This window comes from Glaciihabitans sp. GrIS 2.15 (genome assembly GCF_035984695.1).
Classification (GTDB): Bacteria; Actinomycetota; Actinomycetes; order Actinomycetales; family Microbacteriaceae; genus Lacisediminihabitans.
Map to the genome: position 1 here is coordinate 301,224 of NZ_JAXCHU010000003.1, position 25,602 is coordinate 326,825.

The window sequence follows — 25,602 nt, forward strand, 5'->3', positions numbered from 1 at the left end:
CCCGTGACGTCAGCATCGAACCGCCTGGGTTGCCCGGGCTGAAAAGTATTCCCGTCCGAAAGCCAACGGCCAACGCGACAAATTACAACCCCGGTTAGTGCGTTATCGCGATCGGTTACCGGGTGTTTGACCCGGATAGTCAATGCGAATGAGCGACCGTCCCATTCCGAGCAGAGACGCGCCGGGCATCGCTTAGTTTCGATTTACCGGTTCGGTTCGGTGAGTGGGCTCGCCGCGGCGAAGAACTGACTTACGAGCGGGCCCAGATATTCTGCTGGATTACCGTCAATACCGGTGAGATCATCGCCACCCCGAATCAGCGCTACGTCGGCAAACTCAGGTTCGCGACCGCATTCGCGCTCAGTGTCAACCAGTAAAGCGTGGCGGCGAATCAGGAGATCATCTGGCAGAGACGGCGCTGTGAAAAAGAAGCCGATATTCCCGTTGGGCACGCGTACCGCCGACCACAAGTCCAATTTCTCAATGGTTGTCTGCACGCCTAGTTCTTCTGCGAGTTCGACTACGGCGTGGCGGCGCAGATCATCCGTCGTCAGCGGTTGGCCCGTTGGGGGCGATTCCATGTTGCCACCTGGAAACTGCAGCTGTCCGGGAAAGCTTGTGGAATTCGACATTCGACCGATCAGTAATCGCCCGTCCTGTGTCGGCTGAAGAACGCATACGAACACAGAGGAAAGCGCCGGGGCGCCCTGTAACCGGCGCAGAACACGGTACCGATATGTGGCGCGCGCCCAGGATACGACCAGATTCCCAGAAGCAGCTTGATCCAGCTCGGTACACAGCACCACCGGACCGTCGAACAAAGCAGGATTCGCAAGCACAGCCTTGTCCCAAGCGCTGTCCATGGTCGATCGCATAGCAGGTGAGAGATCCGGACCGGCGGTTTCAACGAACCGCAGTTGGCTCACCTCGAACAAATCCACTCGGTGTCGATTCCGAAGCTGCATTGAGAGATCATTCCATTCCCGATGGACACCGTAATCAATTTATCGAATGCCTCAGTCGAAAACGGAACCGGTCAACCCACGCGGTTTCTTCGATCCGCTCGATTAGGTCGCAAGCCGAACGGTCAGCGGTGCGGCGTCGTTAGGGGATGTCTGTCAGTGTTTTCTCGACGGTCGCTAGGCGCTGGTCGAGTGCGTCGAGCTTCGCCAGGACGGCTCGGCTCGCCTCGGTGTTCGCGTCCAGTGTTCTGCGCAACTCCGGACTGGCAACTTCAGCTGTGCGGTGCCGGTACTTCCAATAGGTGGCCAGGATCAAAAAGGTCGCCCCGCCGATGATCGCAACGACAGGAATCATCCAGCCGGCCGCGCCCACGTTTGACCAATCGCTTGCATTCAGCATTGTGTTCATTGTTAGTTCTCCGTGGGGAACGCCGCCGCGATCGACGCTGGTGTGATGGTGATACTGAAGTCGCTGAGTTCGAAAAGCTTGAGCGCTTTGCCGTCTTCGGACAGCGCGAGATGTCCGTGAACGAAACCGGCTTCTTGAAGCTTGGTGAGGTGCATATAGAGCAGCGCGCGCGACATTCCCACACGGCGAGCCAGTTCACTCACATGCGTTTGACCGGTCATCAACTCTGCGATGATTCGCATACGTTGCGGGCTGGCGATGGCGGCCAGGCGTTGACTCAGCGCAACCATTCATCACCTCTACCTGTCATAGAAAACCTACACGTGCAGTATCTGTGAGGTCAATACCGATTGTCGCTTGACGAGACTGCTGAGCGGATGCCCGTTAGCGGGACGACCACCGCAACAGATCATGGGACAGCCCGGCTCTGCGCCGAGCGCGCCGACGCCGTGTCACTGGGGAACGCTGAACCGGACATCTGATTTGATCGCGCGATAGCAGTAGCCAGTGCCCGAAATAAACGTCGACTGGCATCGTTATGGGGCAACCTGAAGAACCCGCTTCGTGAAGCTGTTCAGTGAAATGGGCCAGGTATCAATTCGGCCCTGACCGGCGGTATTGTCGCAGGTGATAAAGGATCCGACCATGTCGGGCTCTCTCCTGGGCAAGTGCCTTGCCAATTGTCGCCGTCATGCATCTTCCGACTGGCGTCGTCTTGCTGGCCGCAACCGTTGCATCGTTTTAGCTACAACCCTCCTCCCGTTTTCGAAAGGCATGTTGTGGGTGTTTTGTTCATGCGCATTATGGTTTCGTTTCCGACTCGAAGCGTTTCGGGTATCGCACACATCGAGACCGTAGTGATGTCCGCTCAGCGCCGCAAGATATGCGCCCATGGCTGATCGCACCCCACCCAGTTTTGACAGTCCCAGTCAGTTCGCGTCGAAGTTTTCCCCTCAAAACTTTGCAATCGCCAGCTTTGTTTTTGCTCTCAGCGGTCCTATCGCGTCGGGGTTTTCTTCCCTGATCGCGATCATCCTGGGGCACATTGCCTTGAGGGGTACTCGGAATACCGGTCAGCGGGGCAGGGTCTTCGCTTGGTCTGGTCTGGTGCTCGGCTACGGATACCTCACGTGGCTTCTGATCCTCTTCGTCGGGTTGTCTTGATCTCTGGAACATCCTTCCCCCGGAGGGTGAAGTGAAGCGTGAAACGTAATTCTGAAACTCCTGCAGTCTGGTGTTGCCTGCAGAATCGTTCCCTCGGCCCGCTCACCGCTTGACCGAGCATGCTGACACTAATGAGACCTGCAAAGCTTGCCGATAAACCACAAACTGCGGACAACTGGTCGGCAGCGCGTTGCATTCCCGGACCGCAGGGAAGCCCCCCAATCGATGGGAGCCTGGATATGAAGTGATAGTCACCGTCAGCTGTTTCGCCGGTTCGAAATCCAACACAGAATCCAGCGCCATGGGGTGCACTCTGGGAAACTGCAGAATTTGTTTCGGCCTCCCTACCTGCCCGTCCCCAAGTCGCCGCACGAAATGTGAAATCTGCTGTGAGCGCTCCCACTGGCGCTGTTCATACTTTTTATGACCCGGTGGTTCCAGTCGTCATGTGGCCCTTCGGTGACGATTTAAGTCAGCATCGGATCGATATGGTCTACCCCAACGTGCTGAAAAACTATGTCCTCAGCGCTGTGATCTCCGCCATGCCGATCCTTGCAGCGAACTGGAGCCGAGGAATCTGGCCCCGCATCGCGCTGGCCGTACTGTTGCTCATCGCCGAGGTCATGTCTGGAACTGTATTGATCCTGATCCCAGGACACGTCGGTTAGTGATCTCCGTTAACGCAGTTTTCCTGCGTTTCGCTCATCCCGAGCGCGCGAAAGAGGTGATGGGGACACGCCAGATCGATGCGTCTAGGGGTTCGGAAACGATTAGATGAGTCCCCCAGGCTGGCAGATTTTCGCCACCATGGCCCAGATCGGGAATGAATGCTCCAATGAGGCCTGTCAGTAGTACATTCACAATCACTCGTCTGTACCATTCCACATCGCACAGACACCAAGATTGCCCGGCACTGAGCTTGGAGCACCTATGAACGAAGTCAACACGGGCAACCCTCGTTCGGGTTGGTATCCAGACCCGGAAGGTCGGCCAGAGCTCCGTTGGTGGGATGGCGCAGCGTGGACTTCGCAATTTCAGGAAGCACCGTCAGGGCAATTTCTTGCACCGCCTGTTTTCGGCCCGCCGACGATTGCGCCGCCACCCAACGTATTTGGGTATCCTGCACTTGAAGCCGTGCCACAGGCACCCCCAACGGGCTGGTACGCCGCCGACCCCTACCGTCTTGATCACGGTGACGCAGATCGCCAAGTGGAGAAAGACACACCCGCGACGCTGAGTTTGATTTTCGGGATTATTTCGGTCGTCCTCAACCCGCTGCTTCTCATGGGCATAGCGGCTCTCATCCTCGGAATCGTCGGAATCCGTCGCTCCAGCCGCTCTCCCTTCGTGGGTAAGGGAAAAGCAATTGCCGGCCTGATCCTTTCGGTCCCAGGATTCATGGTCGGCATCATCATCTTGGTCATAGTGCTAGGCGGCGGCGGCACTCCCGGCGGGTAATGCGATGGCGCGCATGTCGAAGAGGATCAAAAGAGCTGAGTCGGTAAGTGGGCCCCGCCCGGCGTCGGCTCCCTCGAATGCCCGATTTCTCCCACCAATTTGGGAGGGCAACACCTTCGCCCGCATGAGACACATCACGGGACGATCAGCAGATTGGCCGTACTCCTTGAAACGCATTTATGGGCGCGTTCGGACTTTTAGGGGTGCCCGCACGAGGAAGGCTGATCGGACGCGGGTTCCGTCTACCAGATTGAATCTTCCACAGCAGATTACGTGCACGCGTAATCTGGTGGAATGGCGGATGAACCGGACGGGCTCGAATCTCTCGGATTCGATCCACCCCAGCTGGCGATGAAGCCGCGAGGACCCTGGTGGCTCGCAACACGCTCCCTCCGATCCTCGATAGTCCTCGTCAGCGTTTGGGCCGCATTTTTCCTGCTTCGCCTTATCGAATTGTTTATCGGCGCTTCCGTCGATTGGCTCGGCGGAATATTGCTTGCAGTATCCGGCTTCCTTGTGATCGGATATCTGCCCTCACTTGTGCATTTCGCGAGACTTCGTAACAGCGAACGGGCTACCAACGAAGGCTAGCCGGGAAGGTTTCTCGCAAGAGGGACAGCCAACGCGACAGATCCTCGGCCTCTCCAGCTCTGCGCCGAGCGTGGAGACGCCGTGTTCCTTGGGAACTTTCTGCGGGCACGAGGTCTGGTTATGACGACAAACTAGGTTTATGCAAATCCGCGACCTAACTTCGGCAGATATTGGGGTAGCGACGTCACTCTGGCTCCAAGCTGGCCTGACCCGTCCCTGGAATCCGCCCGAGCTCGACATGCAACGGGCACTTGACGGCGTGACATCGACAGTACTTGGAGCTTTCGACAACGAACGGCTAATTGGAACTGTGATGGTCGGCCATGACGGACACCGTGGCTGGGTGTATTACCTCGCTGTCGATGAGAGCCAGCGTGGCACCGGATTGGGTAAACAAATGATGGTGGCAGCGGAAAACTGGCTACGCGAACACGGCGCCGTGAAAGTTCAGCTTATGGTTCGGTCGACCAACGAAGCAGTACTTGGTTTCTATGAGCACCTCGGCTACGAAGACGCCAACGTTCAAGTGCGATCAAAGCGCTTAACCTAGCCGCTCGCCCGCTCAGAACCTGCGCGGGCAATATGTCGAAGGGCCCAAGGGAGCCCTAGCCGTGACCCCACTGAAACTGCCCGCATGGCCAGCCTTGCGCGGGACGGCCGGGCTTAGAGCGGTCGGGCATGTCGTTAGCATGAGTGGGTGATCGTATGGCTGAATGGCACTCACGGCGTCGGGAAAACGACCACGGCCAAGCTCGTGCAGCAGCTCATTCCAGAATCACACGTGTTCGATGCCGAGAAAGTCGGTGAGACGTTGATGGACGTCCACCCCGGGCTGCCCGAGACAGAAAACTTTCAACACTGGCCTCCGTGGCGCCCTCTTGTGGTCGAGACAGCCCGCCGCATAATCGACTACACGGGCGGCACTCTCATCATGCCGATGACAATCCTGGTCGAGGCATACTGGCGCGAGATCAGCGACGGATTCGCCGCCTACGACATCCCAGTTCGACACTTCCTGCTCCACACCGACACGGACACCCTTCGTGAGCGCATCATGGGAGATGCGGTGATGGGTCCGTCTGGGTTCCGTCTGGACTATCTCGTCCCGTACGACGAGGCGTTCCGTGGATGGCTAGGCGTCGAAGCCGACATGATCGACACCACCGGGCTCACACCCACAGAAGTGGGAATCACCATCGCTGATGCGATCGGAATTGCATAACCGCGCTCGCGCAGACACTCCCGCATGCCCCCACGCCGGACCCTCTACGGGAACGCCCCCACCATCATTGTTGCTCACACGTGGGGACCTCTTTGCGTGCCCGTTTAGGTAGCCCGGAGCTCAGTCTCAGTCAGCTGCGTGCTACGGGCGCCCTGGCGTAATTTCTCGCGGCCCTTGTGTGTTTTGAAAACTTTAGCTTCTCCAAACAGCGACACAATAATGGCATTGGCCAGACTTGCCAATAGACAGCCGGCTCAGGTTGGTCCTATGCCAGCACAATACGATCTAAAAGATCCCGAATCCCTTGAGAACTGCCAGTCCGGCGTGGCTAGCACCGTGGCTACACCCACAGCCCGGTCGCGTAGCATGACGCCATGCACGCGCGCTCCGCTCTCCTTTATGTGACTGTCGCACTCCCACCGCTCGTGCTGGCCGCCATCGGTGTCACCCACCCGATACACCTGACCTCAGCGTCTGCCGAATACTGGCGCAACCTGCATATCGCAATCCTGCCGATCTTTCCCCTCCTGGCCTTCGCCCCCTGGATCCTTGTCCGCGGGGCGGGCGTGGTGCTCGGCTGGGTCGTGGGAGTTCTCGGATTTCTCTACGCGGCGTTCTACACCGCACTCGACGTGCTCGCGGGTATCGGCGCGGGTGGGCTCGCGTACGACGGAATGGGCATGGCCACCAGCACGGTCTTCGGTCTCGGTAACCATCTCGGCGAAGTGGGCAGCGTGGCCTTCATTGCGGCCGTAGTCGTCTCGGCCGGCAGCTGTATCGTTCGGTTTCGCACGGCCGCTATCCCTGGCTCCGTGCTCGTGAGCGTTGGCGCCATCCTCTTTCTCAACGCGCACATCTACTTTCCCCTCGGAGTGGTGGGCCAGCTCTGTCTCGCGCTCGGCTGGGTGTGGCTGTACTTCGTGGTCGAACGCGCAGCTCGCGTTCAATCTGCCCTCCGCCCTCATCCTGTCGAGAGTGCCGCTCAACCCCGCTGACCAACCGCTTCGGCCAGCTCGCTGGCATCGTCGAAAGGCATCCGGCAGACGAAGTTCCGGCACAGGTAGGCAGCCTCTCTCTGGCGGCCCTCGAACAGTTCGAATCCCGCGTCGGCGAAGGCCGCTGCCTGGGCGGGAGACAGTACGGTATTGATCGCGCCGCTGCGAAACAGCGACCTGGCCACCGCTGCCAGCGGCGAGTGGCGATCCTCACTCACGACCACCAGCTGCTCGACTGGCTGCGCGAGAGCGGATGCCACGGCGAGCGTCGCACCGAATGACACCGGTCTCGGCGCGGCGACGGGCATCAGTTGGTGGATCACCCGTTCTGCGGCCTGCCGATAGCTCACGTGCCCGGTGACCAGGTGTAGCGCGGTGCACGCTCGAGCCAGGGAACTCAGCCCGGAGGGATAGGCGCCCTCGGATGGATCGTTCTCGAGCGCAATGCCAAGCGAAAGGAGCACGGGATCGCCACCGCCCGGCACGACAAAAGTTTCCCCTTCGAAAGCGCGGCTCTGATCAACAAGGACCAGATCAACGAGGCTCCGGGCGACCACCGCGTAGCGGACTTCCCCTGTTGCCGCCGCGAGGTCGAGAAGTCCGGAGGCCAGCATGCCGTAATCCTCGAGCGTGGCGTTGGCTGCAGAAATCCGACCTGCGAGGGACGCGCGCACCAGGGTTCCGTCGACGCGCAGGTGTCGTGCAATCAGGGCGTCGGCCGCCCGGCGGGCCGCAGTGATCCACGGGTCTCGGCTGAGCACGAACCCGGCGGTCGCAAGGGCGCCGATGGCTAGTCCGTTCCAGCCGGTAAGCACCTTGGCATCGAGAGCAGGTGGGTCCTGGGCTACACGAGCCGCGGCATCCAGCGCGAAGTAGGCACCCTCCAGTCGCCGGCCACCGACGGTACTCTCACTGTCCTGTGCCGAGGCGAAGCCCCCCTCCGGCTGTTCCATCACCTCAATGAGGAACGCCGAGATGCCCTCCGCCACGTCACTGGCGGCCTGGCGCGCAGCGGGATCGAGCTGGGCAAGCCGGGCAAACGCGACAAGCAGTTGAGCGTTGTCGTACAGCATTCGCTCGTAGTGCGGATCGCTCCAGTCGCGCTTGGTCGCGTAGCGGAAAAATCCCCCGTCGATACGGTCTCGCAGCGCCGCGATGACGCGTTCACGCGGCTGGTCCAGCCCGGAGATCGCGGAGAGAGCTCGGCCAGCAATCTCGAGCGCCAGACGGTCGCCCGTAGCGGCACGCTCGAGAAGAAAGAGCAGCACCGGCGCGACCGGGAATTTCGGTGCGCCACCGAAGCCACCGAACTCTCCATCCTCATAGGCGGCGAGTTCGTCCACCGCCGCGGCGAGCGAGTCTGTGACCAGCCTTTCCGGGACCGCTGCGGACGTCGACAAGCGATCGGCCGACTGCCGGAGGGCGTCGACGACCGCACCCGCTGTCTGCTCGACCTCGGTGCGGCGAGAGGTCCAGGCATCCGTCACCGCATCGAGTACCTGGCCGAAGGAGGGCAACTGCCCGACGGCGGTCGGCGGCCAGTAGGTTCCCGCAAAGAACGTTTTGCCCTCCGGTGTGACGAAAACGTTGAGGGGCCAGCCCAGGTTGCCGGTGAAGGCTCCGGCAGCAGCGAGAAAGCTCGCATCGACGTCGGGATGCTCCTCCCTGTCGACCTTGATGGCAACGAATCCCGAATTCAGACGCGCGGCGATTACGGGGTCGCTGAAGCTTTCGCGGGACATCACATGGCACCAGTGGCAGGTCGAATAGCCGATCGAGACCAGCACCGGAACATCCCGCCGCCGCGCCTCTGCAAATGCCTCGTCACTCCAGGGAAACCAGTCCACCGGATTCGCCGCATGCGAGCGAAGGTACGGGCTCAGAGCATCCGCGAGTCGATCGGCCATATCTCCAGCGTAGGCTCACTCTGTGCCCAAGACAGCTATCACTTTCATCGGCGGCCCCACCGCGCTACTCGAGTACGCCGGTCTGCGGATCGTCACCGATCCCACTTTTGACGCTCCTCAAATCTACGAGGATCCGGAGGAGACCACGCTGGTTAAAACGACCGGCCCGGCCATCGCCCGTGAAGATCTCGGTACCGTCGACCTCGTGTTGCTCTCGCATCATGGCCACAAAGACAACCTCGACTGGGAGGGACTCGAGCTCATTGCCCAAGGTATCCCCACGCTGAGCACGCGTCAGGCGGCCGATGAGCTGTTCGGCGGCGGTGTGGTGGGACTCGACAACTGGGAAAGTTACGATTTTGGCCCTGTGACCATTACGGCGATGCCTGCGCTGCATGGTCCGCCCGGTTCGGAACCGATGGTCGGCCCCGTCATCGGCTTCATGCTCGAGTCCCCCGGCGAGCCCACGATTTATGTGAGCGGCGACAACGCGTCACTGCCCCTCGTGCAGCAGATCGCCGACCGGTTCGCGCCCGTGGACATCGCGCTCCTCTTCGCCGGGGCAGCACGGGTGGATGAGATCGATGCCGACCTCACTCTCAACTCGGCGGATGCCGCGACAGCCGCGAAACTTCTGGGGGCGCGACTGGTGGTCGGTCTCCACACCGAAGACTGGACCCACTTCAGCCATACGCGTTCGCAACTCGAAGTGGCCTTCGAGCACACCGGCATCCTCGCCAACACCCCGCGCGGAACCCGGGTCGAACTTTAGGGCTAGCGCGGCTCACTGTCGAGGCTGCGCGCCGTCTCGATGAGCTCGCGTGCATGTTGCAGGCCGCTCTCGGAGCCGCTGAGACCGGAGAGTAGCCGCGCCATCTCTTCGATTCGCTCCTCGCCCTGAAGCTGTTGCACGCTCGAGGCGGTCACTGCGCCGTCGCTGTCCTTCACCACGCGGAGGTGATTGGTGGAGAACGCCGCGACCTGGGCGAGATGCGTCACGACGATCACCTGCGCGGTGCGCGAGAGACGCGCGAGCCGACGACCGATCTCGATCGCCGACGCGCCGCCGACCCCGGCATCCACTTCGTCGAAGATGAATGTAGGCACGGGATCGCTGCCGGCGATCACCACCTCGATCGCCAGCATCACCCGGGAGAGTTCGCCTCCGGAGGCTCCGCGTCCGAGCGGACGGGGCTCCGCTCCGGGATGAGGCGCGAGTTGAATCGAAACGGCGTCCCGGCCGCTGAGGCCATAATCCTGTCGATCACTGACGTCGACCGTGAGCCGAGCGTTCGGCATCGCGAGAGCGACCAGCTCGTCACTCACCCTCTCGCCGAGTTGGAGTGCATAGTCACGGCGCACGCGGCCGAGCTCATCTGCCAACTCGATTACCCGCGCGCGATCGGCCTGCACCTCGGTGCGCACGCGGTCGATCCGGTCGGAATCCTGATCAAGCTCGAGAAGCCGCACACTGCCGGTGTCGAGGTAGGCGATCGCCTCCGCGAGCGTCGGTCCGTACTTGCGTGCGATCTCCCCTAGCTCCGCTCGCCGGTCCTGCACGAGCGCCAGCTCGCGCGCACTGTCGGCATCAAGGCCGCCGAGGTAGGTCGAGAGCTGGGCCGAGACATCGGCCACGAGATAGCTTGCGCTCGCGAGCGCCTCGACGATCGGGCCGAGGGTCGCATCGTGACCGGCAACCCGTTCGAGTTGGCGACGCGCCGAATCCAGCAGCCCAAGCGCGTCACGCGGCTCCACCAGGTCTTCGGATGACACGAGCTCATGCGCCTCGGATGCCGCGAGCCGCAGGTCTTCGAGATTGGTCAACCGGTCCGCTCGCTCGGCAAGTTCCCCGTCTTCGCCGGCCTGCGGTGCCGCGGATTCAATCTCCGCCAGCGCCAGGCGCAATTCCGCAGCCTCAGTCTCCCGAGCCTCCTGCTCCGCAACGATCACGTCGAGCTCACCCTGGTTCGACTGCCAGCGTCGGTAGGTGGCCTGGTAGTCGTCGAGCACTGTCGCCAGCGCGATCCCAGCGAAGCGATCGAGCGCCTCGCGTTGCGCGGTCGCGGACCGAAGACGCACCTGGTCGGACTGTCCGTGTACGACCACCAGTTGTTCGCCAAGTTCGGCGAGCACGCTCACCGGTGTCGTGCGGCCCCCGACGGTCGCGCGGCTGCGCCCCTCCGGCGACACCGACCGGGCAAGGATCAGCTCTCCGTCATCAAGGTCGCCGCCGGCGTCGCGCACCCGCTCGGCGACTGCACCCTTGGCATCGACGAGCCAACGCCCCTCGACCACGGCAGCGCCACTCCCCTTCCGCAGCACCGAGCTGTCGGAACGATCCCCGAGCAGCAGCCCGAGGGCTGTTACCACCATGGTCTTGCCGGCGCCGGTCTCTCCGGTGATCGCGGTGAAGCCGGGCCCAAGCGGAAGCCGTGCCTCGCCGATCACGCCGAGGTCGCGGATGAAGATCTCTTCGATCACGCGCTGGTGCCCTCACCGTCGACAGGACCGCGCCATCCGCTGGTCGGAAGGTGGAACTTGTTGACCAGCCGGTCGGTGAACGGCCCGCGATGCAGGCGCGCAAGGCGCACGGGAACCGGTGAACGGCGCACGATCACTCGGGCACCGGGCGGAAGGTCGTGCGTGCGACGCCCATCACACCAGAGCACACCGGTGCCCTGCATGCGGGCGAGTACCTCCACGGCGAACACCGAGTCCCGCCCCACCACGAGCGGGCGGGCGAACAGGGCGTGAGCGCTCAGGGGCACGAGCAGCATCGCCTCGAGCTCCGGCCAGACGACCGGACCTCCGGCAGAGAACGAATACGCCGTGGACCCGGTCGGGGTCGACATCACCACTCCATCGCAGCCGAACGAGGACAGCGGGCGCCCATCGACCTCGATGACGACCTCGAGCATCCGCTCCCGGCTGGCCTTCTCGACGGTCGCCTCGTTGAGCGCCCAGGTCTCATAGATGACTTCCGCATCGACCTTGACCCGCACGCCCAGCGTCATTCGTTCTTCGACCTCGTAGTCGCGGGCAAGGGCACGCCGCACGGTGTCGGTGAGGTTGTCACGCTCGCTCTCGGCAAGGAAGCCCACGTGCCCCAGGTTCACTCCCAGCAGCGGCGCGGCACAGCCTCGGGTGAGTTCGGCCGCGCGCAGAATCGTGCCGTCGCCGCCCAACACGATGGCCAGCTCCACTTCAGCGACGGTGATATTTGTGCCGAGCACCTCCATGGCGGAGAGCTCCGGGGCATTCGCCAGCACATCGCTATGCTCATCGGCCTTCATCACCGGTGTCACACCGGCGGCCAGAAGCTGTCGCGTCACGGTCACAGCGGCGTCGAGGGACTCCTGTCGGCCCGTATGGGCGACTACGAGCATGAAGCGTTCGGACACTGGTTCTCCCTGCGCTTTTCGTGCGGTCACCGGCTGGGGATCGCTCTTGGAGTCACTCGCTGTCGGTGGGGATGGGATGGCACGAGCCCGCGTCATCCGACCGCTCAGCTTGTCGAGGGTCGAGAGAGGGCGAGGACCCGTCCTCTCCATTCTGTCGGATTGCTGCCCGAGAGCGTGCTGAACCAGACCAAATACTCATGGTTTCCCGCGGCACCGAGGATCGGGGAGGAGATGAGACCAGCGGTGGGCAGGCCGAGATCCCACCCCGCCCAGAGCACGTCACTAATCGCGTCCGCCCGCAGACCCGCATCGTGCACGATGCCCTCTTTCACGCCGGTTCGGCCCACTTCGAACTGCGGCTTAATGAGGAGGATGTAGTCCGCCTCGACCCCAACGGTGGCCACAAGAGCGGGCAGGACGGTCGTCAACGAGATGAAGGAAAGGTCCGCAACGACGAGGTTTACCCGCACCGCGTGGCCAGCTGCGGCATCCAGGGTCAACACCGTCAGTTCCCGCGCATTGAAGCCCTCGATCACCGTGATCGCAGGATTATTGCCGATGAATGGATCCAGCTGGCCGTGGCCTACATCCAGGGCGACGACCGAGGCCGCACCGCGCTCGAGGAGCACCTGGCTGAATCCTCCGGTCGACGCACCGACGTCGAGCGCACTGCGGCCGGTGACGGGAACAGCGAACGCGTCGAGCGCGGCAAGCAGCTTGTGGGCGGCGCGACTCACGTAGTGATCGATGGCCGTCAGGGCAAGCACCTGCTCGGCCGTGACCCGGGTGGATGGCTTAATCACAGTACGACCGTCGACGGTCACCGAGCCGTCGGTGATCAGTCGTGCCGCGTGGGTGCGGGAGCGCGCGATACCGCGTTCCGCGAGGGCGGCATCCAGGCGTGCCTCAGCCATGCAGGTTCGACGTGCCAGTTCCGCTATCCCGACCACCATCCCGAACCGAGGCCTCGAGAGTCGATTGCAATCGATCGTGGATCTGCACGAACGCGGCTGCGCGGGATTCAAGCGGCTGGTCCTCGATCACGCGCAAGCGCGACAGCAGGGCGCTCGCGTCGTCACCGGAGGTAGCCGGAGTCTCGGCATCGATATCAGGACTCATCTCAGGACTCATCTCAGGAGACATCTCACCGGCCATAGACCAACGCTACCCTCACGAGTACAGCTCGGGGGCGACGTCGAGCCCATAGATTGGCAGGCCGGAGCCCCAGATGAGGGAGGTAGCGGCGCGCAGCAGATCGATCGGTCGGTCTCCCGCTCGCTCGACCGTCACGACCGTTTTCGCGAGGCGCACGGCCGATCGGCCGACCGTGACGACGGTGTCGCCGCTGCGCGCGTCAGTGGCCAGCACCGCTTCCGGATACGGCTCCGCCAATTCCCTCAGGTCGCCGAGAATGTACGTGGGACGGGACTTCGCGTTGGCCGCAAGGGCCTGCTTGCGCCTATCGATGCCGGTGAGCACAAGCACCGACTCCATGCCGGCACGATTCGCACCGAGGATGTCGGTGTCCAGCCGGTCACCGATGAAGAGAGGCTTCACCCCGCCGAACCGACGAACAGCCTCCTCGAAGATTGCGACCTCTGGCTTGCCCGCCACCACGGGCAGACGGCCGACCGCGTTGTGTACCGCGCCCACCAGCGTGCCGTTGCCGGGGGCGATCCCCCGTGCGACCGGGATCGTCCAGTCGGTGTTGGTCGCCACCCACGGCCGTTCGGGATCGTCGTTGAGAGCAAACGATGCCTCGGCAAGGTCCTTCCAGCCGACATCGGGTGCAAATCCCTGAATCACCGCGACCGGCTGGTCGAGAGCGGAGCGGGTGATCACAAAACCCGCTGCCTCGACCACGGTGGTGAGGCCTTCTCCTCCCACGACAAGCACCGTCGAGCCGACTGGCACCAGCCCGGCCAGCAGGCGCACTGCCGCCTGCGGCGAGGTGACCACATCGTCTTCGACAGCGGCGAGACCGAGGCTCGCGAGGTGGCTGGCGACGGATGCCGCTGTGCGGGAGGCATTGTTGGTCAGATACCCGATACGCCGAGTCTGTGCGGCGGCATTGAGGCTCTCTACGGCATGAGCGATGGCTGAATCACCCGTGTAGACCACGCCATCCAGGTCCGCGAGCACCAGGTCCACACCGTCGAGCGGGGTGCGCTCAGTCAACAAGCGGGTCCTCTTCCGTGGGAATACCATCATCCTTCCGCCCTTCTTTGTTTTGCGTTTCGTCGGCGCTCTGATCCTCTTCGACGATTTCAATCACGTCGTCTTCAGGTTCGCGATTGCCCGCATCGATCGCATCTGATGCGCGGTCGGAGCGTTCCCACCATTGCTCCGCTTCGGCATTGCGCCCCAGATCCTCCAGGACGGCGGCATACGCATCGAAGAGGGCAGGAGTCCACGAGAACGCAGTGGTCGGGTCGAGCTGGGGGATATGCAGCTCGTCAAGCGCGGCATCAGTCTGTCCGAGGTCAAGCCGAGCGCCCGACATGGCAATAGCCAACAGCACTTGCACCTCCACCGAAAGGGAGGCCCGTAACACCGAACGCCCCAGTTCGAGAGCACGATCTGGTCGGCCAAGCCCTCGCTCACTGTCCACCATGAGAGGCAGTTGGTCGTCACGTCCAGAGATGCGACGGTACGTCCTGAGCTCACGAAGCGCGAGAGCGAAATCGCCGATCGAGTACGCCGTGATCGCCAGCGTCTCGCGAACGACCGCGATGCGACCCGCTCGACGAGCAGCAGATACCGCATGTGCGTGAGCAAGCGGGGGATCAGAATCGATCAGGAGCGCGACCATCGCGAGATGCCGGGCCACGCCATCCGCATTTTCCTTGCTCAGCGTCTTCAGTTGCGACCGAGCAACGCGGTCGAGGTCCTTGGGCTGCACATCATCGGGCAGGACCGGATCGTCGTGACGACTTCGCACGGATTTGGTACCGAACGGGTCGCGATCCTCGATCTGCTGGGCAGTGCGACCCTGGTAGCCGGATCCGGGTCGACGCTCGCCGGGGTTCTTGGAGAGATCCGCATCGGGGCGCCCACGCTGATGACGATCGGGCGTTGAACCGACGGGGCGGGACGGCCCGCGGACACCGCTCGGGCCACCGCGCTGGGGCCGGCCATCGTCCGCTCGCTTGCCGTCGGGTCGTTCACCCGGACGTTTCGCGCGATCTCCGAAATTCGACACGGCTTTCCTTACGATCTGTTGGTCACTGCTCAAGTTACGAGGTGTGTGCGGTCGCGCACAGCGCAGGTGAACGCACAGCGCGCGCTACACCACAACACGCGTTAACGCAAAATGACCACCCATTGCTGGGTGGCCATCTTACAAAGAAGTCCGGCGGTGTCCTACTCTCCCACAAGGTCCCCCTTGCAGTACCATCGGCGCAGAGAGTCTTAGCTTCCGGGTTCGGAATGTGACCGGGCGTTTCCCTCTCGCTATGGCCGCCGAAACACTAGTGATATAGGTTTCGAATTAGCCACTGGCTTGCTCGAAAGCAAGCACAGCGTGCTGATTCCCGACCGTACATCGGGAACCACTCAGTGGACGCAGAGCATCTCAATCCCACCGGTGTCCAAAGACCCGTGATGGGAAGAAAAGTGTTATCAAGTTATCGGCTTATTAGTACGGGTCAGCTCCATGGGTCTTTAGTCCCCACTTCCACATCCCGCCTATCAACGCAGTAGTCTAGCTGCGAGCCTCTCCCCCTAAGGGATGGAAATCTCATCTTGAAGCTGGCTTCCCGCTTAGATGCTTTCAGCGGTTATCCATTCCGAACGTAGCTAATCAGCGGTGCTCCTGGCGGAACAACTGACACACCAGAGGTTCGTCCATCCCGGTCCTCTCGTACTAGGGATAGATCTTCTCAAATTTCCTGCGCGCGCAGAGGATAGGGACCGAACTGTCTCACGACGTTCTAAACCCAGCTCGCGTACCGCTTTAATGGGCGAACAGCCCAACCCTTGGGACCTACTCCAGCCCCAGGATGCGACGAGCCGACATCGAGGTGCCAAACCATGCCGTCGATATGGACTCTTGGGCAAGATCAGCCTGTTATCCCCGAGGTACCTTTTATCCGTTGAGCGACAGCGCTTCCACAAGCCACTGCCGGATCACTAGTCCCGACTTTCGTCCCTGCTCGACTTGTCAGTCTTACAGTCAAGCTCCCTTGTGCACTTACACTCGACATCTGATTGCCAACCAGATTGAGGGAACCTTTGGGCGCCTCCGTTACTTTTTAGGAGGCAACCGCCCCAGTTAAACTACCCACCAGGCACTGTCCCAGAACCGGATTACGGTTCGTAGTTAGATATCCAAAGTGACCAGAGTGGTATTTCAACAATGACTCCACCTGAACTAGCGTCCAAGCTTCACAGTCTCCCACCTATCCTACACAAGCCACTCCGAACACCAATACCAAGCTGTAGTAAAGGTCACGGGGTCTTTCCGTCCTTCTGCGCGTAACGAGCATCTTTACTCGTAGTGCAATTTCGCCGAGTTCGCGGTTGAGACAGCTGGGAAGTCGTTACGCCATTCGTGCAGGTCGGAACTTACCCGACAAGGAATTTCGCTACCTTAGGATGGTTATAGTTACCACCGCCGTTTACTGGGGCTTAAATTCTCAGCTTCGCCTTGCGGCTAACCGTTCCTCTTAACCTTCCAGCACCGGGCAGGCGTCAGTCCGTATACATCGTCTTGCGACTTGGCACGGACCTGTGTTTTTAGTAAACAGTCGCTTCCCACTGGTCTCTGCGGCCGTATGGTGCTTCCAGGAGCAAGTCCTTTCACACCGCGGGCCCCCCTTCTCCCGAAGTTACGGGGGCATTTTGCCGAGTTCCTTAACCACGATTCTCTCGATCTCCTTGGTATTCTCTACCTGAACACCTGAGTCGGTTTGGGGTACGGGTGACTTGAACCTCGCGTCGATGCTTTTCTTGGCAGCATAGGATCACTGATTTCGTCCGTGAGGACTACCCATCGGGTCTCAGGCTATGTGAACGACGGATTTGCCTATCGTTCGCCCTACATCCTTAGACCGGGACAACCATCGCCCGGCTCAGCTACCTTCCTGCGTCACACCTGTTATTACGCTAAACGCACCAGCGTAGGGTCATGTGCTAGGCCCAACGCTTCACCCCGAAGGGATCCATCTATGGGATTCAGACATTTAGCATTACTGGATTATCTTGGGCGGTTCTTCGTCAGTACGGGAATATCAACCCGTTGTCCATCGACTACGCCTGTCGGCCTCGCCTTAGGTCCCGACTTACCCAGGGCGGATTAGCCTGGCCCTGGAACCCTTGTTCTTTCGGAGGACGGGTTTCTCACCCGTCTTTCGCTACTCATGCCTGCATTCTCACTCGTGTGGCCTCCACGGCTGGTTTACACCGCCGCTTCACTGGCCACACGACGCTCTCCTACCACTCCGTACGCCTGGACCCACAAGTGGGCCGGGCTACTATACGAAATCTACAACTTCGGTGGTGTGCTTGAGCCCCGTTACATTGTCGGCGCGGAATCACTTGACCAGTGAGCTATTACGCACTCTTTCAAGGGTGGCTGCTTCTAAGCCAACCTCCTGGTTGTCTATGCAACTCCACATCCTTTCCCACTTAGCACACGCTTTGGGACCTTAGTTGGTAGTCTGGGTTGTTTCCCTCTCGACGATGAAGCTTATCCCCCACCGTCTCACTGCTGCGCTCTCACTTACCGGCATTCGGAGTTTGGCTAACGTCAGTAACCTTTTGGGGCCCATCTGCTATCCAGTAGCTCTACCTCCGGCAAGAAACACGCAACGCTGCACCTAAATGCATTTCGGAGAGAACCAGCTATCACGAAGTTTGATTGGCCTTTCACCCCTATCCACAGCTCATCCCCTCCATTTTCAACTGAAGTGGGTTCGGTCCTCCACGACGTCTTACCGTCGCTTCAACCTGGCCATGGATAGATCACTTCGCTTCGGGTCTAGACCCAGCGACTATTTCGCCCTATTCAGACTCGCTTTCGCTACGGCTACCCCACTCGGGTTAACCTCGCCACTGAGCACTAACTCGCAGGCTCATTCTTCAAAAGGCACGCTGTCACCCCTACTAAGGAGGCTCCAACGGTTTGTATGCAAACGGTTTCAGGTACTATTTCACTCCCCTCCCGGGGTACTTTTCACCTTTCCCTCACGGTACTTGTCCGCTATCGGTCTTCTGGGAGTATTTAGGCTTATCAGGTGGTCCTGACAGATTCACACGGGATTTCTCGGGCCCCGTGATACTTGGGATACTTCTTCAGCCATTGCGACATTTCGACTACAGGGCTGGCACCTTCTATGGCTGGGCTTTCAATCCCATTCGTCTATATCGCGTTGTAACTGTTGCAGTACGGCAGTAACTGCTAAAAAGTCCCGCAACCCCGACCATGCAACGCCTGCCGGCTATCACACATGATCGGTTTGGCCTCTTCCGGTTTCGCTCGCCACTACTTACGGAATCGCTTTTGCTTTCTCTTCCTGTGGGTACTGAGATGTTTCACTTCCCCACGTTCCCTCTATCCGCCCTATATATTCAGGCGGAAGTCACCAGGTCGTATTGCTACGCCTGGCGGGGTTTCCCCATTCGGAGATCCTCGGATCAAAGCTCTATTATCAGCTCCCCGAGGCTTATCGCAGATTTATACGTCCTTCTTCGGCTCCAGAAGCCAAGGCATTCACCGTTTGCACTTAGAAACTTGATGACAAAATTACACAAAGAACCAGCAACGCGTCGAATAAACAACGCTGATTGCTAGATCTTTATTGAAGAGATCAACTCGTCAGTATTCGATCCAACCAAAGTTGGAAGTCATCTTGACGGGCAGTCTCTAAGATGCTCGCGTCCACTGTGTAGTTCTCAAAGTACGGGCGGTACTCCGTCTTACCTGTGCTTGCCGTGTCATCAGTAATGATGGGCCGGTAGTTCGCCAGGGATCGAAGTCCAAGACCGTGACGACTGACATCCGAAGATGCAGTCATCAGTGGGTCCAAAGGTCGGTATCCGAACTCCCCCAAAAGGAGAGCCGGCCCGGTCCCTCAGGACCCAACAGCGTGCAAAAGACCAGACTCGAGTTCCGAAACGTTCCGTGCCTGCTGCAAGCAACAAGCTGTACTGGTTTGACGAATCTCTTACCTGGTCACAATGTCAATGTTCCACCCATGAGCGCCACCAGAAACCTGTCAACCCGAATGAGTTGGTGGTGAACTGTAATGGCTTGGCATCTTTGATCTCCCTGTATACAGAGGAGAGATGCACGTGCTCCTTAGAAAGGAGGTGATCCAGCCGCACCTTCCGGTACGGCTACCTTGTTACGACTTAGTCCTAATTACCAATCCCACCTTCGACAGCTCCTTCCTTGCGGTTAGGCCACTGGCTTCGGGTGTTACCGACTTTCATGACTTGACGGGCGGTGTGTACAAGGCCCGGGAACGTATTCACCGCAGCGTTGCTGATCTGCGATTACTAGCGACTCCGACTTCATGGGGTCGAGTTGCAGACCCCAATCCGAACTGAGACCGGCTTTTTGGGATTCGCTCCACCTTGCGGTATTGCAGCCCTTTGTACCGGCCATTGTAGCATGCGTGAAGCCCAAGACATAAGGGGCATGATGATTTGACGTCATCCCCACCTTCCTCCGAGTTGACCCCGGCAGTCTCCTATGAGTTCCCACCATTACGTGCTGGCAACATAGAACGAGGGTTGCGCTCGTTGCGGGACTTAACCCAACATCTCACGACACGAGCTGACGACAACCATGCACCACCTGTATACCGACCTTGCGGGGCGACTGTTTCCAGCCGTTTCCGGTATATGTCAAGCCTTGGTAAGGTTCTTCGCGTTGCATCGAATTAATCCGCATGCTCCGCCGCTTGTGCGGGCCCCCGTCAATTCCTTTGAGTTTTAGCCTTGCGGCCGTACTCCCCAGGCGGGGAACTTAATGCGTTAGCTGCGACACAGAATCCGTGGAATGGACCCTACATCTAGTTCCCAACGTTTACGGCATGGACTACCAGGGTATCTAATCCTGTTCGCTCCCCATGCTTTCGCTCCTCAGCGTCAGTTACGGCCCAGAGATCTGCCTTCGCCATTGGTGTTCCTCCTGATATCTGCGCATTCCACCGCTACACCAGGAATTCCAATCTCCCCTACCGCACTCTAGTCTGCCCGTACCCACTGCAGGCTGGGGGTTGAGCCCCCAGTTTTCACAGCAGACGCGACAAACCGCCTACGAGCTCTTTACGCCCAATAATTCCGGATAACGCTTGCACCCTACGTATTACCGCGGCTGCTGGCACGTAGTTAGCCGGTGCTTTTTCTGCAGGTACCGTCACTCCATGTAAAACACTTCGCTTCTTCCCTACTAAAAGAGGTTTACAACCCGAAGGCCGTCGTCCCTCACGCGGCGTTGCTGCATCAGGCTTGCGCCCATTGTGCAATATTCCCCACTGCTGCCTCCCGTAGGAGTCTGGGCCGTGTCTCAGTCCCAGTGTGGCCGGTCACCCTCTCAGGCCGGCTACCCGTCGTCGCCTTGGTGGGCCATTACCTCACCAACTAGCTGATAGGCCGCGAGTCCATCCTTGACCGAAATTCTTTCCAACTCCTAGCCATGCGGCTGAAGTTCGTATCCGGTATTAGACACCGTTTCCAGTGCTTATCCCAGAGTCAAGGGCAGGTTACTCACGTGTTACTCACCCGTTCGCCACTAATCCAGGGAGCAAGCTCCCTTTCATCGTTCGACTTGCATGTGTTAAGCACGCCGCCAGCGTTCATCCTGAGCCAGGATCAAACTCTCCGTAAATGTTTGATTGCACGAACGACCGAGGTCGGACGGCACATCTAGTGCAACCAGCCACCGGAATGGGCGGACAAGTTGCAAGTTTGAAACTGACAAGAACAAACCAAACCGAATAAATCCGGACTGACTTGCTTGTTATGTTTATATTTTTTCCAAAGGAATCTCCTCTGCGGTGTCTGCCGAAAAGGCAGCTCCTACAGACGAGGTTTTTGGCATTTGACATTGTGCACGCTGTTGAGTTCTCAAGGATCGGATGCTTCTGGTTTTCACCTCGCGGTTGCTACCCAGAGCCATACCTTTGGGCAATGAAAGTCGCCTAACATTGCCGTAAAACCTGTGTTTGTCACCCTCGCTCTCGCGCCGGGCAACTTGTCTAACTTACCACCTTCGCGGTACTTGTCAAATCGACCGAAGCGGCTTGAAATGCGCGCGACGGGACGTTCCGACATACTCACGAGGTGGGCTTTCCATCATAAGATCTGAAGACAACTACCTGCAAGAGGCTAGCTGCTGTTTGACTTGGACGATCATTTCTGACCGATGATGTTGGTCCCTCTTGAGGCCGTAAGCTCTTCCGCTTTTCGAACCTTTGGGGTGACAAGTAAGAAGATTACGTGTCCATTACGAGTCGGTCAAATTTCGACTGTCGCCCGGGCGTGTCGCCCGGAAGTGCGGGGTTTCCGAGCTATTCGATGAAGATTCCGGCGAGAGTCTTCTTACCGCGGCGGAGTACGGCCATGCGTCCCGGCAGGGTGTTGCCCACCAGAGTGGCTGCCGCATCCTCGACCTTCACGTTGTTGAGGTAGACCCCACCCTGTTCGACCGCCCGACGCGATTCGCTGAGACTGCTGGCCAGGCCCGTATCGACGAGGAGCTGCATCACCGGCGTGCTCGCCGTCGTCGTGGTGTTGGGCAGTTCGCGCAGGGCCGCCTCAAGGGTTGACGAATCCAGCCGGTCAAGCTCACCCTGGCCGAACAGAGCCGCGGATGCCGCAATGGCGGCCTGCGTGGCATCCGCTCCGTGCACCAGTGTGGTCACCTCGATAGCGAGAGCCCGCTGCGCCTCGCGCCGGAATGGCTCGGTCGCGACCACCGCCGCGAGCCGATCGAGCTCCGCGCGGGTGTGAAAGGTAAATATCTTGAGCCGCTCGATCACATCGGCATCGTCGGTGTTGAGCCAAAACTGGTAGAACGCGTAGGGACTGGTGAGCGCGGGATCGAGCCACACCGCATTACCCTCGCTCTTTCCGAACTTGGTGCCGTCGGAATTGGTGATGAGGGGTGTACCGATGGCGTGCGCCGAGGCACCCTCCGCCTTGCGGATGAGGTCCGTGCCGCTGGTGAGGTTGCCCCACTGATCACTTCCCCCGGTCTGGAGCACGCATCCGTAGCTGCGGTAAAGCTCGAGAAAGTCCATCCCCTGCAGGATCTGGTAGCTGAATTCGGTATAGCTGATGCCGGCGTCGCTGTTGAGGCGCGCGCTCACGGCATCCTTTTTGAGCATCGTGCCGACGCGGAAATACTTACCGACATCCCGGAGGAAGTCGATGGTGCTCAAGGGGGCCGTCCAATCGAGATTGTTAACCAGGCGCGCAGCGTTGTCACCCTCGAAACTCAGAAATTTGGAGACCTGGGCCTGCAGGTAGCCCACGAACTCGGCCACCGTCTCCTTCGAGTTGAGAGTGCGCTCGGCGGTCGGCTTCGGATCTCCGATGAGTCCGGTGGATCCGCCCACGAGGCCGAGGGGTTTGTGCCCGGCCAGTTGCAGGCGGCGCATCAAGAGCAACTGCACCAGGTTGCCAAGGTGCAGGCTTGCCGCGGTCGGGTCAAAGCCGCAGTAAAAGGTGATCGACTCACCCGAGAGGAGCGCCCTCAGTTCGGCTTCATCGGTGGAGACATGCACGAGTCCACGCCAGACCACCTCATCCCAGACCGTGTCGAACGAGTCATCATTGCGCTGGGTGGACAGGACATCGGATGCTGGCACCGTGCAAGAATACCAGCGGTGCCCGGTCAGAGTCGGGTATCCGCTTCGCTCGTCTCCGGCGGACGCGGAGCGTAGACCCAGGCCACCAGCACGACCGAGATGATCATCAACAACAACCAGGACACGAGTTTGGTAATCGACACCGGTTGCCAACCGTCGAGCTGGTTCGGGTATGACCAGGCGTGGGACCAGGTCGCGACGTTTTCGGCGATCCAGATGAAGAGGGCGACCAGCAGGAAGGCGACGACGACGGGCATCCTCAGTCGAAGCCGAAAGACCCGGAAGTGCATGACACTGCGACCGAAGATCAGGGCGACTCCCCCGAGCAGGATCCAGCGAAAGTCCCAGAAGTAGTGATGGGAGAAGAAGTTAGCGTAAATGAGTGCGGCGAGAAGCGCGGTGATCCACCGCTCGTCTTGAACAGCTCCATGCCGGTGCCGACGATGTGGAACAGGATGATGACCCGGAGTTCCCGAAGCGTTTCGAGTCTCAGCGCGATCATCGACACCTGGATGATGACTGCCGCGATCGTCACGAAGTCATTGCGAGCGAGAGGCGCGTCGGTGGGATACCAGAGTCGAATGCCGAAGAGCACCGCCAACAGAGCCGCGCCAAATATGCACGCCCAGGCCTGCTTGAGCGCGAAGACGAGAAACTCCACAAGACCACGCCACAGGCGATTGTCCGGTGCGCGGGCGAGGAGCCGGCGCGCCCGTGCATCGATGAAACGCTCGACCGGAGTGAAGCCCGCTTTATCCTCCTCGGCGTTCATCGGTTCAGGCTATCCGACGGGTTATGTCATGCCCTCGGGGTTGATTTAATAAAATCTACCGCTTAGGGTTGATTTGATCAGATCAATGCTCAGGGCATGATGAGAGGTACGAATGTTCGCGATCACCGCGGATCAGGTTGACAGCAGACGGCGACCGGACATCGCCGCCGAGACCATGCGGTCACTCGAGGTGATGCTCGGCGAGGGTCTGGTGCTGCCCGTGGACCGCACGGCCGGCGACGAGATCCAGATGCTCGTCGCAGCTCCCGGTACTGCGCTCACCGCCATTCTCGCGCTCACCCGCCACGGCCAATGGAGCGTGGGATGCGGGATCGGTAGCGTGAATCTGCCGCTGCCGGCCAACGCACGGGAGGCGGGAGGGGACGCCTTTGTGGCCGCCCGCGCAGCGGTGAACGAGGCGAAGAAGCGGGACACTCGTTTTGCCCTGCGCAGCACGGCCGCGACGGATGCTGCGGATGCCGAGGCTTTCGTCGACCTCCTGCTGCAATTGCGGGCGCGGCGCAGTGCGGAAGGTTGGGAGATGTGCGACCTACTTCTCGCTGGCAACAGCCAGGCTGAGGCCGCAAAACTGCTGGGGATCACTCCCCAGGCCGCAAGTAAGCGAGCACGGGCTGCGGCACTCCGCGTCGAGTTCGCCGCGAGGTCGCCGCTCGAACGTAGGCTCGCTGCCGTGGACTTGTTTACGGGCAAAGGGAGCCGATCGTGATCGCGCAGGTAGTGCTGTGGATTTTTGCCACCGTCGTGATCGCCGCCGCTCTCGCGACCAGTATCACCGCCATCCGGTTTCACAAACCCTCCCTCGCACTTCTCGCCGCGATTCCCGTGATCGCCGGACTCGTCGGGCTCGCCTTCCGCTCGGGAGTGCCGGCGCCGAGCAATGCCGTCGCTGTGGTCGCCGGAATTCTGCTCGCGCTGCTCGGGATCGTCGCCGGGAGCCCGATCACCATTGCGGTGCTCGGCTTCTCCAGTCGGGGGACAAGTCGACCAGTGGACGGTCAGCACGGCGGAATCGTCGTGAACGAGGGGATCGCACCGGAAGTCCATCGCGCCGAGGTGCTGCGGGGCGGCACGATCATCGGCTATCTCGAGCGGCTCGCGCTCATCGCAGCGATTGTGCTCGGGCATCTCGAGATCGTGGCGGTGCTCATCGCCGTGAAAGGACTCGGCCGGTTCTCCGAGCTCGACAGCCCAGAAATTCGTGAGCGATTCATCATTGGAACACTCGTGAGCCTGGTCTGGGCGGGTGCCTGCGCGTTGCTCATCGTGCTTTAGCGGGCGACGCGCTTCTTCGGAACATGTGCCCGGTAAACAGACACGCTGCGCTCCCCCGGCAGCCAGAAGCGCCACGCGTATTCGGCCGAACCCCCGACACCGGACACACCGGTGCGCGGTCCTGTCGCGAACGGTAGCGGATGAGCGGGCAGCGTCAACTCGAACGGCGGCGCAACGAGATCCGCTCCGCCGTCGTCGAGCGTGATGCCGAGCGCTACGACCAGGCGGGCGGGCCCGCTGGCCAGGTCGGCATCCCTCTTCGAGGTGTGCCGCCGATCGCGGGCGAGTTCGATGCCGTCGACCACCTCTGCCCCGCGCAGCAGCACCGCGGATGCCGTACCGGCGGGTGAGCAGGTCACATTCGCGCAGACATGCATGCCATACGTGAAGTAGGTGTAGAGGTGGCCAGGCTCGCCGTACATCACGGCGTTGCGCTTGCCCGGACCGCGGAACGCATGAGAGCCGGGATCGGCCTCGCCGAGATACGCCTCCACCTCGGTGAGACGCACGGTGACCGTGCCCTCACTAGTGCGGTGGCTGAGAACTGCCCCGAGCAACATCGGGGCGACCTCGACGGACGGCGCAATGAAGAGATTCCGATCGAACAC

General features: G+C 60.6%; 22 protein-coding genes, 3 rRNA genes and 2 pseudogenes. 11 read left to right on the forward strand and 16 right to left on the reverse strand.

Annotated elements, in window-relative coordinates; translation table 11 throughout:
• Nucleotides 1–203: 203 nt before the first annotated feature.
• From RCH11_RS06045 to RCH11_RS06055, 3 genes are all read right to left on the reverse strand, one after another.
• The gene (locus RCH11_RS06045) at nucleotides 204–941 is read right to left on the reverse strand and encodes a hypothetical protein (RefSeq protein ID WP_327056092.1); all 738 of its coding nucleotides are present in this window, start codon (nucleotides 939–941) and stop codon (nucleotides 204–206) included.
• A gap of 163 nt (nucleotides 942–1,104) precedes the next feature.
• Complete coding sequence (locus RCH11_RS06050) at nucleotides 1,105–1,362, reverse strand: hypothetical protein (RefSeq protein WP_327056093.1); 258 nt, start codon at nucleotides 1,360–1,362, stop codon at nucleotides 1,105–1,107.
• Nucleotides 1,363–1,373: 11 nt separating this feature from the next.
• On the reverse strand, nucleotides 1,374–1,661 hold the full coding sequence (locus RCH11_RS06055; RefSeq protein WP_327056094.1) for an ArsR/SmtB family transcription factor: 288 nt from the start codon (nucleotides 1,659–1,661) through the stop codon (nucleotides 1,374–1,376).
• Between the two features lie 601 nt (nucleotides 1,662–2,262).
• Between RCH11_RS06055 and RCH11_RS06060 the strand changes: the two genes are divergently transcribed.
• The 8 genes and pseudogenes from RCH11_RS06060 to RCH11_RS06095 all read left to right on the forward strand — a co-directional run bounded on the left by RCH11_RS06060 (nucleotide 2,263) and on the right by RCH11_RS06095 (nucleotide 6,801).
• Nucleotides 2,263–2,535 (forward strand): DUF4190 domain-containing protein, encoded by a 273-nt coding sequence (locus RCH11_RS06060; RefSeq protein ID WP_327056095.1) that lies wholly within the window; start codon nucleotides 2,263–2,265, stop codon nucleotides 2,533–2,535.
• Nucleotides 2,536–2,924: 389 nt separating this feature from the next.
• A complete protein-coding gene (locus RCH11_RS06065; protein ID WP_327056096.1) occupies nucleotides 2,925–3,203 on the forward strand; it encodes a hypothetical protein in 279 nt (92 codons plus the stop codon).
• A 262-nt stretch (nucleotides 3,204–3,465) separates the two neighbouring features.
• Nucleotides 3,466–3,579, forward strand: a pseudogene (locus RCH11_RS06070) (DUF2510 domain-containing protein); the annotation flags it as partial.
• 90 nt (nucleotides 3,580–3,669) lie between these two features.
• A complete protein-coding gene (locus RCH11_RS06075; protein WP_327056202.1) occupies nucleotides 3,670–3,993 on the forward strand; it encodes a DUF4190 domain-containing protein in 324 nt (107 codons plus the stop codon).
• 294 nt (nucleotides 3,994–4,287) lie between these two features.
• A complete protein-coding gene (locus RCH11_RS06080) occupies nucleotides 4,288–4,584 on the forward strand; it encodes a hypothetical protein (RefSeq protein WP_327056097.1) in 297 nt (98 codons plus the stop codon).
• Nucleotides 4,585–4,723: 139 nt separating this feature from the next.
• Nucleotides 4,724–5,134, forward strand: a complete 411-nt coding sequence (locus RCH11_RS06085) for a GNAT family acetyltransferase (RefSeq protein ID WP_327056098.1) — start codon at nucleotides 4,724–4,726, stop codon at nucleotides 5,132–5,134.
• A gap of 147 nt (nucleotides 5,135–5,281) precedes the next feature.
• On the forward strand, nucleotides 5,282–5,806 hold the full coding sequence (locus RCH11_RS06090) for an AAA family ATPase (RefSeq protein ID WP_327056099.1): 525 nt from the start codon (nucleotides 5,282–5,284) through the stop codon (nucleotides 5,804–5,806).
• Nucleotides 5,807–6,180: 374 nt separating this feature from the next.
• Nucleotides 6,181–6,801 (forward strand): hypothetical protein, encoded by a 621-nt coding sequence (locus RCH11_RS06095; RefSeq protein WP_327056100.1) that lies wholly within the window; start codon nucleotides 6,181–6,183, stop codon nucleotides 6,799–6,801.
• On the opposite strand, the gene RCH11_RS06100 is transcribed toward RCH11_RS06095, so the two are convergent.
• A complete protein-coding gene (locus RCH11_RS06100) occupies nucleotides 6,789–8,708 on the reverse strand; it encodes a thioredoxin domain-containing protein (RefSeq protein ID WP_327056101.1) in 1,920 nt (639 codons plus the stop codon). The two genes, RCH11_RS06095 and RCH11_RS06100, sit on opposite strands and share 13 nt — an antisense overlap.
• A gap of 22 nt (nucleotides 8,709–8,730) precedes the next feature.
• On the opposite strand from RCH11_RS06100, the gene RCH11_RS06105 reads away from it, so the two are divergent.
• On the forward strand, nucleotides 8,731–9,480 hold the full coding sequence (locus RCH11_RS06105) for an MBL fold metallo-hydrolase (protein WP_327056102.1): 750 nt from the start codon (nucleotides 8,731–8,733) through the stop codon (nucleotides 9,478–9,480).
• 2 nt (nucleotides 9,481–9,482) lie between these two features.
• Here RCH11_RS06105 and recN read toward each other — a convergent pair whose 3' ends face one another.
• The 11 genes and pseudogenes from recN to RCH11_RS06160 all read right to left on the reverse strand — a co-directional run bounded on the left by recN (nucleotide 9,483) and on the right by RCH11_RS06160 (nucleotide 23,701).
• Nucleotides 9,483–11,189: a DNA repair protein RecN gene (gene recN / locus RCH11_RS06110; protein WP_327056103.1), complete on the reverse strand. Its 1,707-nt coding sequence runs from the start codon at nucleotides 11,187–11,189 to the stop codon at nucleotides 9,483–9,485.
• On the reverse strand, nucleotides 11,186–12,094 hold the full coding sequence (locus tag RCH11_RS06115) for an NAD kinase (protein WP_327056203.1): 909 nt from the start codon (nucleotides 12,092–12,094) through the stop codon (nucleotides 11,186–11,188). Before RCH11_RS06115 ends, recN begins: the two co-directional genes overlap by 4 nt.
• A 119-nt stretch (nucleotides 12,095–12,213) precedes the next feature.
• A complete protein-coding gene (locus RCH11_RS06120; protein ID WP_327056104.1) occupies nucleotides 12,214–13,023 on the reverse strand; it encodes a TlyA family RNA methyltransferase in 810 nt (269 codons plus the stop codon).
• Nucleotides 13,016–13,228: a hypothetical protein gene (locus RCH11_RS06125; RefSeq protein ID WP_327056105.1), complete on the reverse strand. Its 213-nt coding sequence runs from the start codon at nucleotides 13,226–13,228 to the stop codon at nucleotides 13,016–13,018. Before RCH11_RS06125 ends, RCH11_RS06120 begins: the two co-directional genes overlap by 8 nt.
• Nucleotides 13,229–13,279: 51 nt before the next feature.
• Nucleotides 13,280–14,320, reverse strand: a complete 1,041-nt coding sequence (locus tag RCH11_RS06130) for an HAD-IIA family hydrolase (RefSeq protein ID WP_327056106.1) — start codon at nucleotides 14,318–14,320, stop codon at nucleotides 13,280–13,282.
• Nucleotides 14,280–15,311: a tetratricopeptide repeat protein gene (locus tag RCH11_RS06135; RefSeq protein ID WP_327056107.1), complete on the reverse strand. Its 1,032-nt coding sequence runs from the start codon at nucleotides 15,309–15,311 to the stop codon at nucleotides 14,280–14,282. Before RCH11_RS06135 ends, RCH11_RS06130 begins: the two co-directional genes overlap by 41 nt.
• 148 nt (nucleotides 15,312–15,459) lie before the next feature.
• Nucleotides 15,460–15,576: ribosomal RNA gene (gene rrf / locus RCH11_RS06140) — 5S ribosomal RNA — on the reverse strand.
• A 150-nt stretch (nucleotides 15,577–15,726) separates the two neighbouring features.
• Nucleotides 15,727–18,848 (reverse strand): 23S ribosomal RNA (locus tag RCH11_RS06145).
• A gap of 565 nt (nucleotides 18,849–19,413) precedes the next feature.
• Nucleotides 19,414–20,945 (reverse strand): 16S ribosomal RNA (locus RCH11_RS06150).
• The 16S, 23S and 5S rRNA genes sit together here, the layout of an rRNA operon.
• 682 nt (nucleotides 20,946–21,627) lie before the next feature.
• The gene (gene tyrS, locus RCH11_RS06155; RefSeq protein WP_327056108.1) at nucleotides 21,628–22,929 is read right to left on the reverse strand and encodes a tyrosine--tRNA ligase; all 1,302 of its coding nucleotides are present in this window, start codon (nucleotides 22,927–22,929) and stop codon (nucleotides 21,628–21,630) included.
• Between the two features lie 26 nt (nucleotides 22,930–22,955).
• Nucleotides 22,956–23,701, reverse strand: a pseudogene (locus RCH11_RS06160) (DUF817 family protein).
• 112 nt (nucleotides 23,702–23,813) lie between these two features.
• Between RCH11_RS06160 and RCH11_RS06165 the strand changes: the two are divergent.
• On the forward strand, nucleotides 23,814–24,428 hold the full coding sequence (locus RCH11_RS06165; RefSeq protein WP_327056109.1) for a DNA-binding protein: 615 nt from the start codon (nucleotides 23,814–23,816) through the stop codon (nucleotides 24,426–24,428).
• The gene (locus RCH11_RS06170; protein ID WP_327056110.1) at nucleotides 24,425–24,994 is read left to right on the forward strand and encodes a hypothetical protein; all 570 of its coding nucleotides are present in this window, start codon (nucleotides 24,425–24,427) and stop codon (nucleotides 24,992–24,994) included. Before RCH11_RS06165 ends, RCH11_RS06170 begins: the two co-directional genes overlap by 4 nt.
• On the opposite strand, the gene RCH11_RS06175 is transcribed toward RCH11_RS06170, so the two are convergent.
• Nucleotides 24,991–25,602, reverse strand: coding sequence for a DNA-3-methyladenine glycosylase (locus tag RCH11_RS06175; RefSeq protein WP_327056111.1), 612 nt, complete (start codon nucleotides 25,600–25,602; stop codon nucleotides 24,991–24,993). The two genes, RCH11_RS06170 and RCH11_RS06175, sit on opposite strands and share 4 nt — an antisense overlap.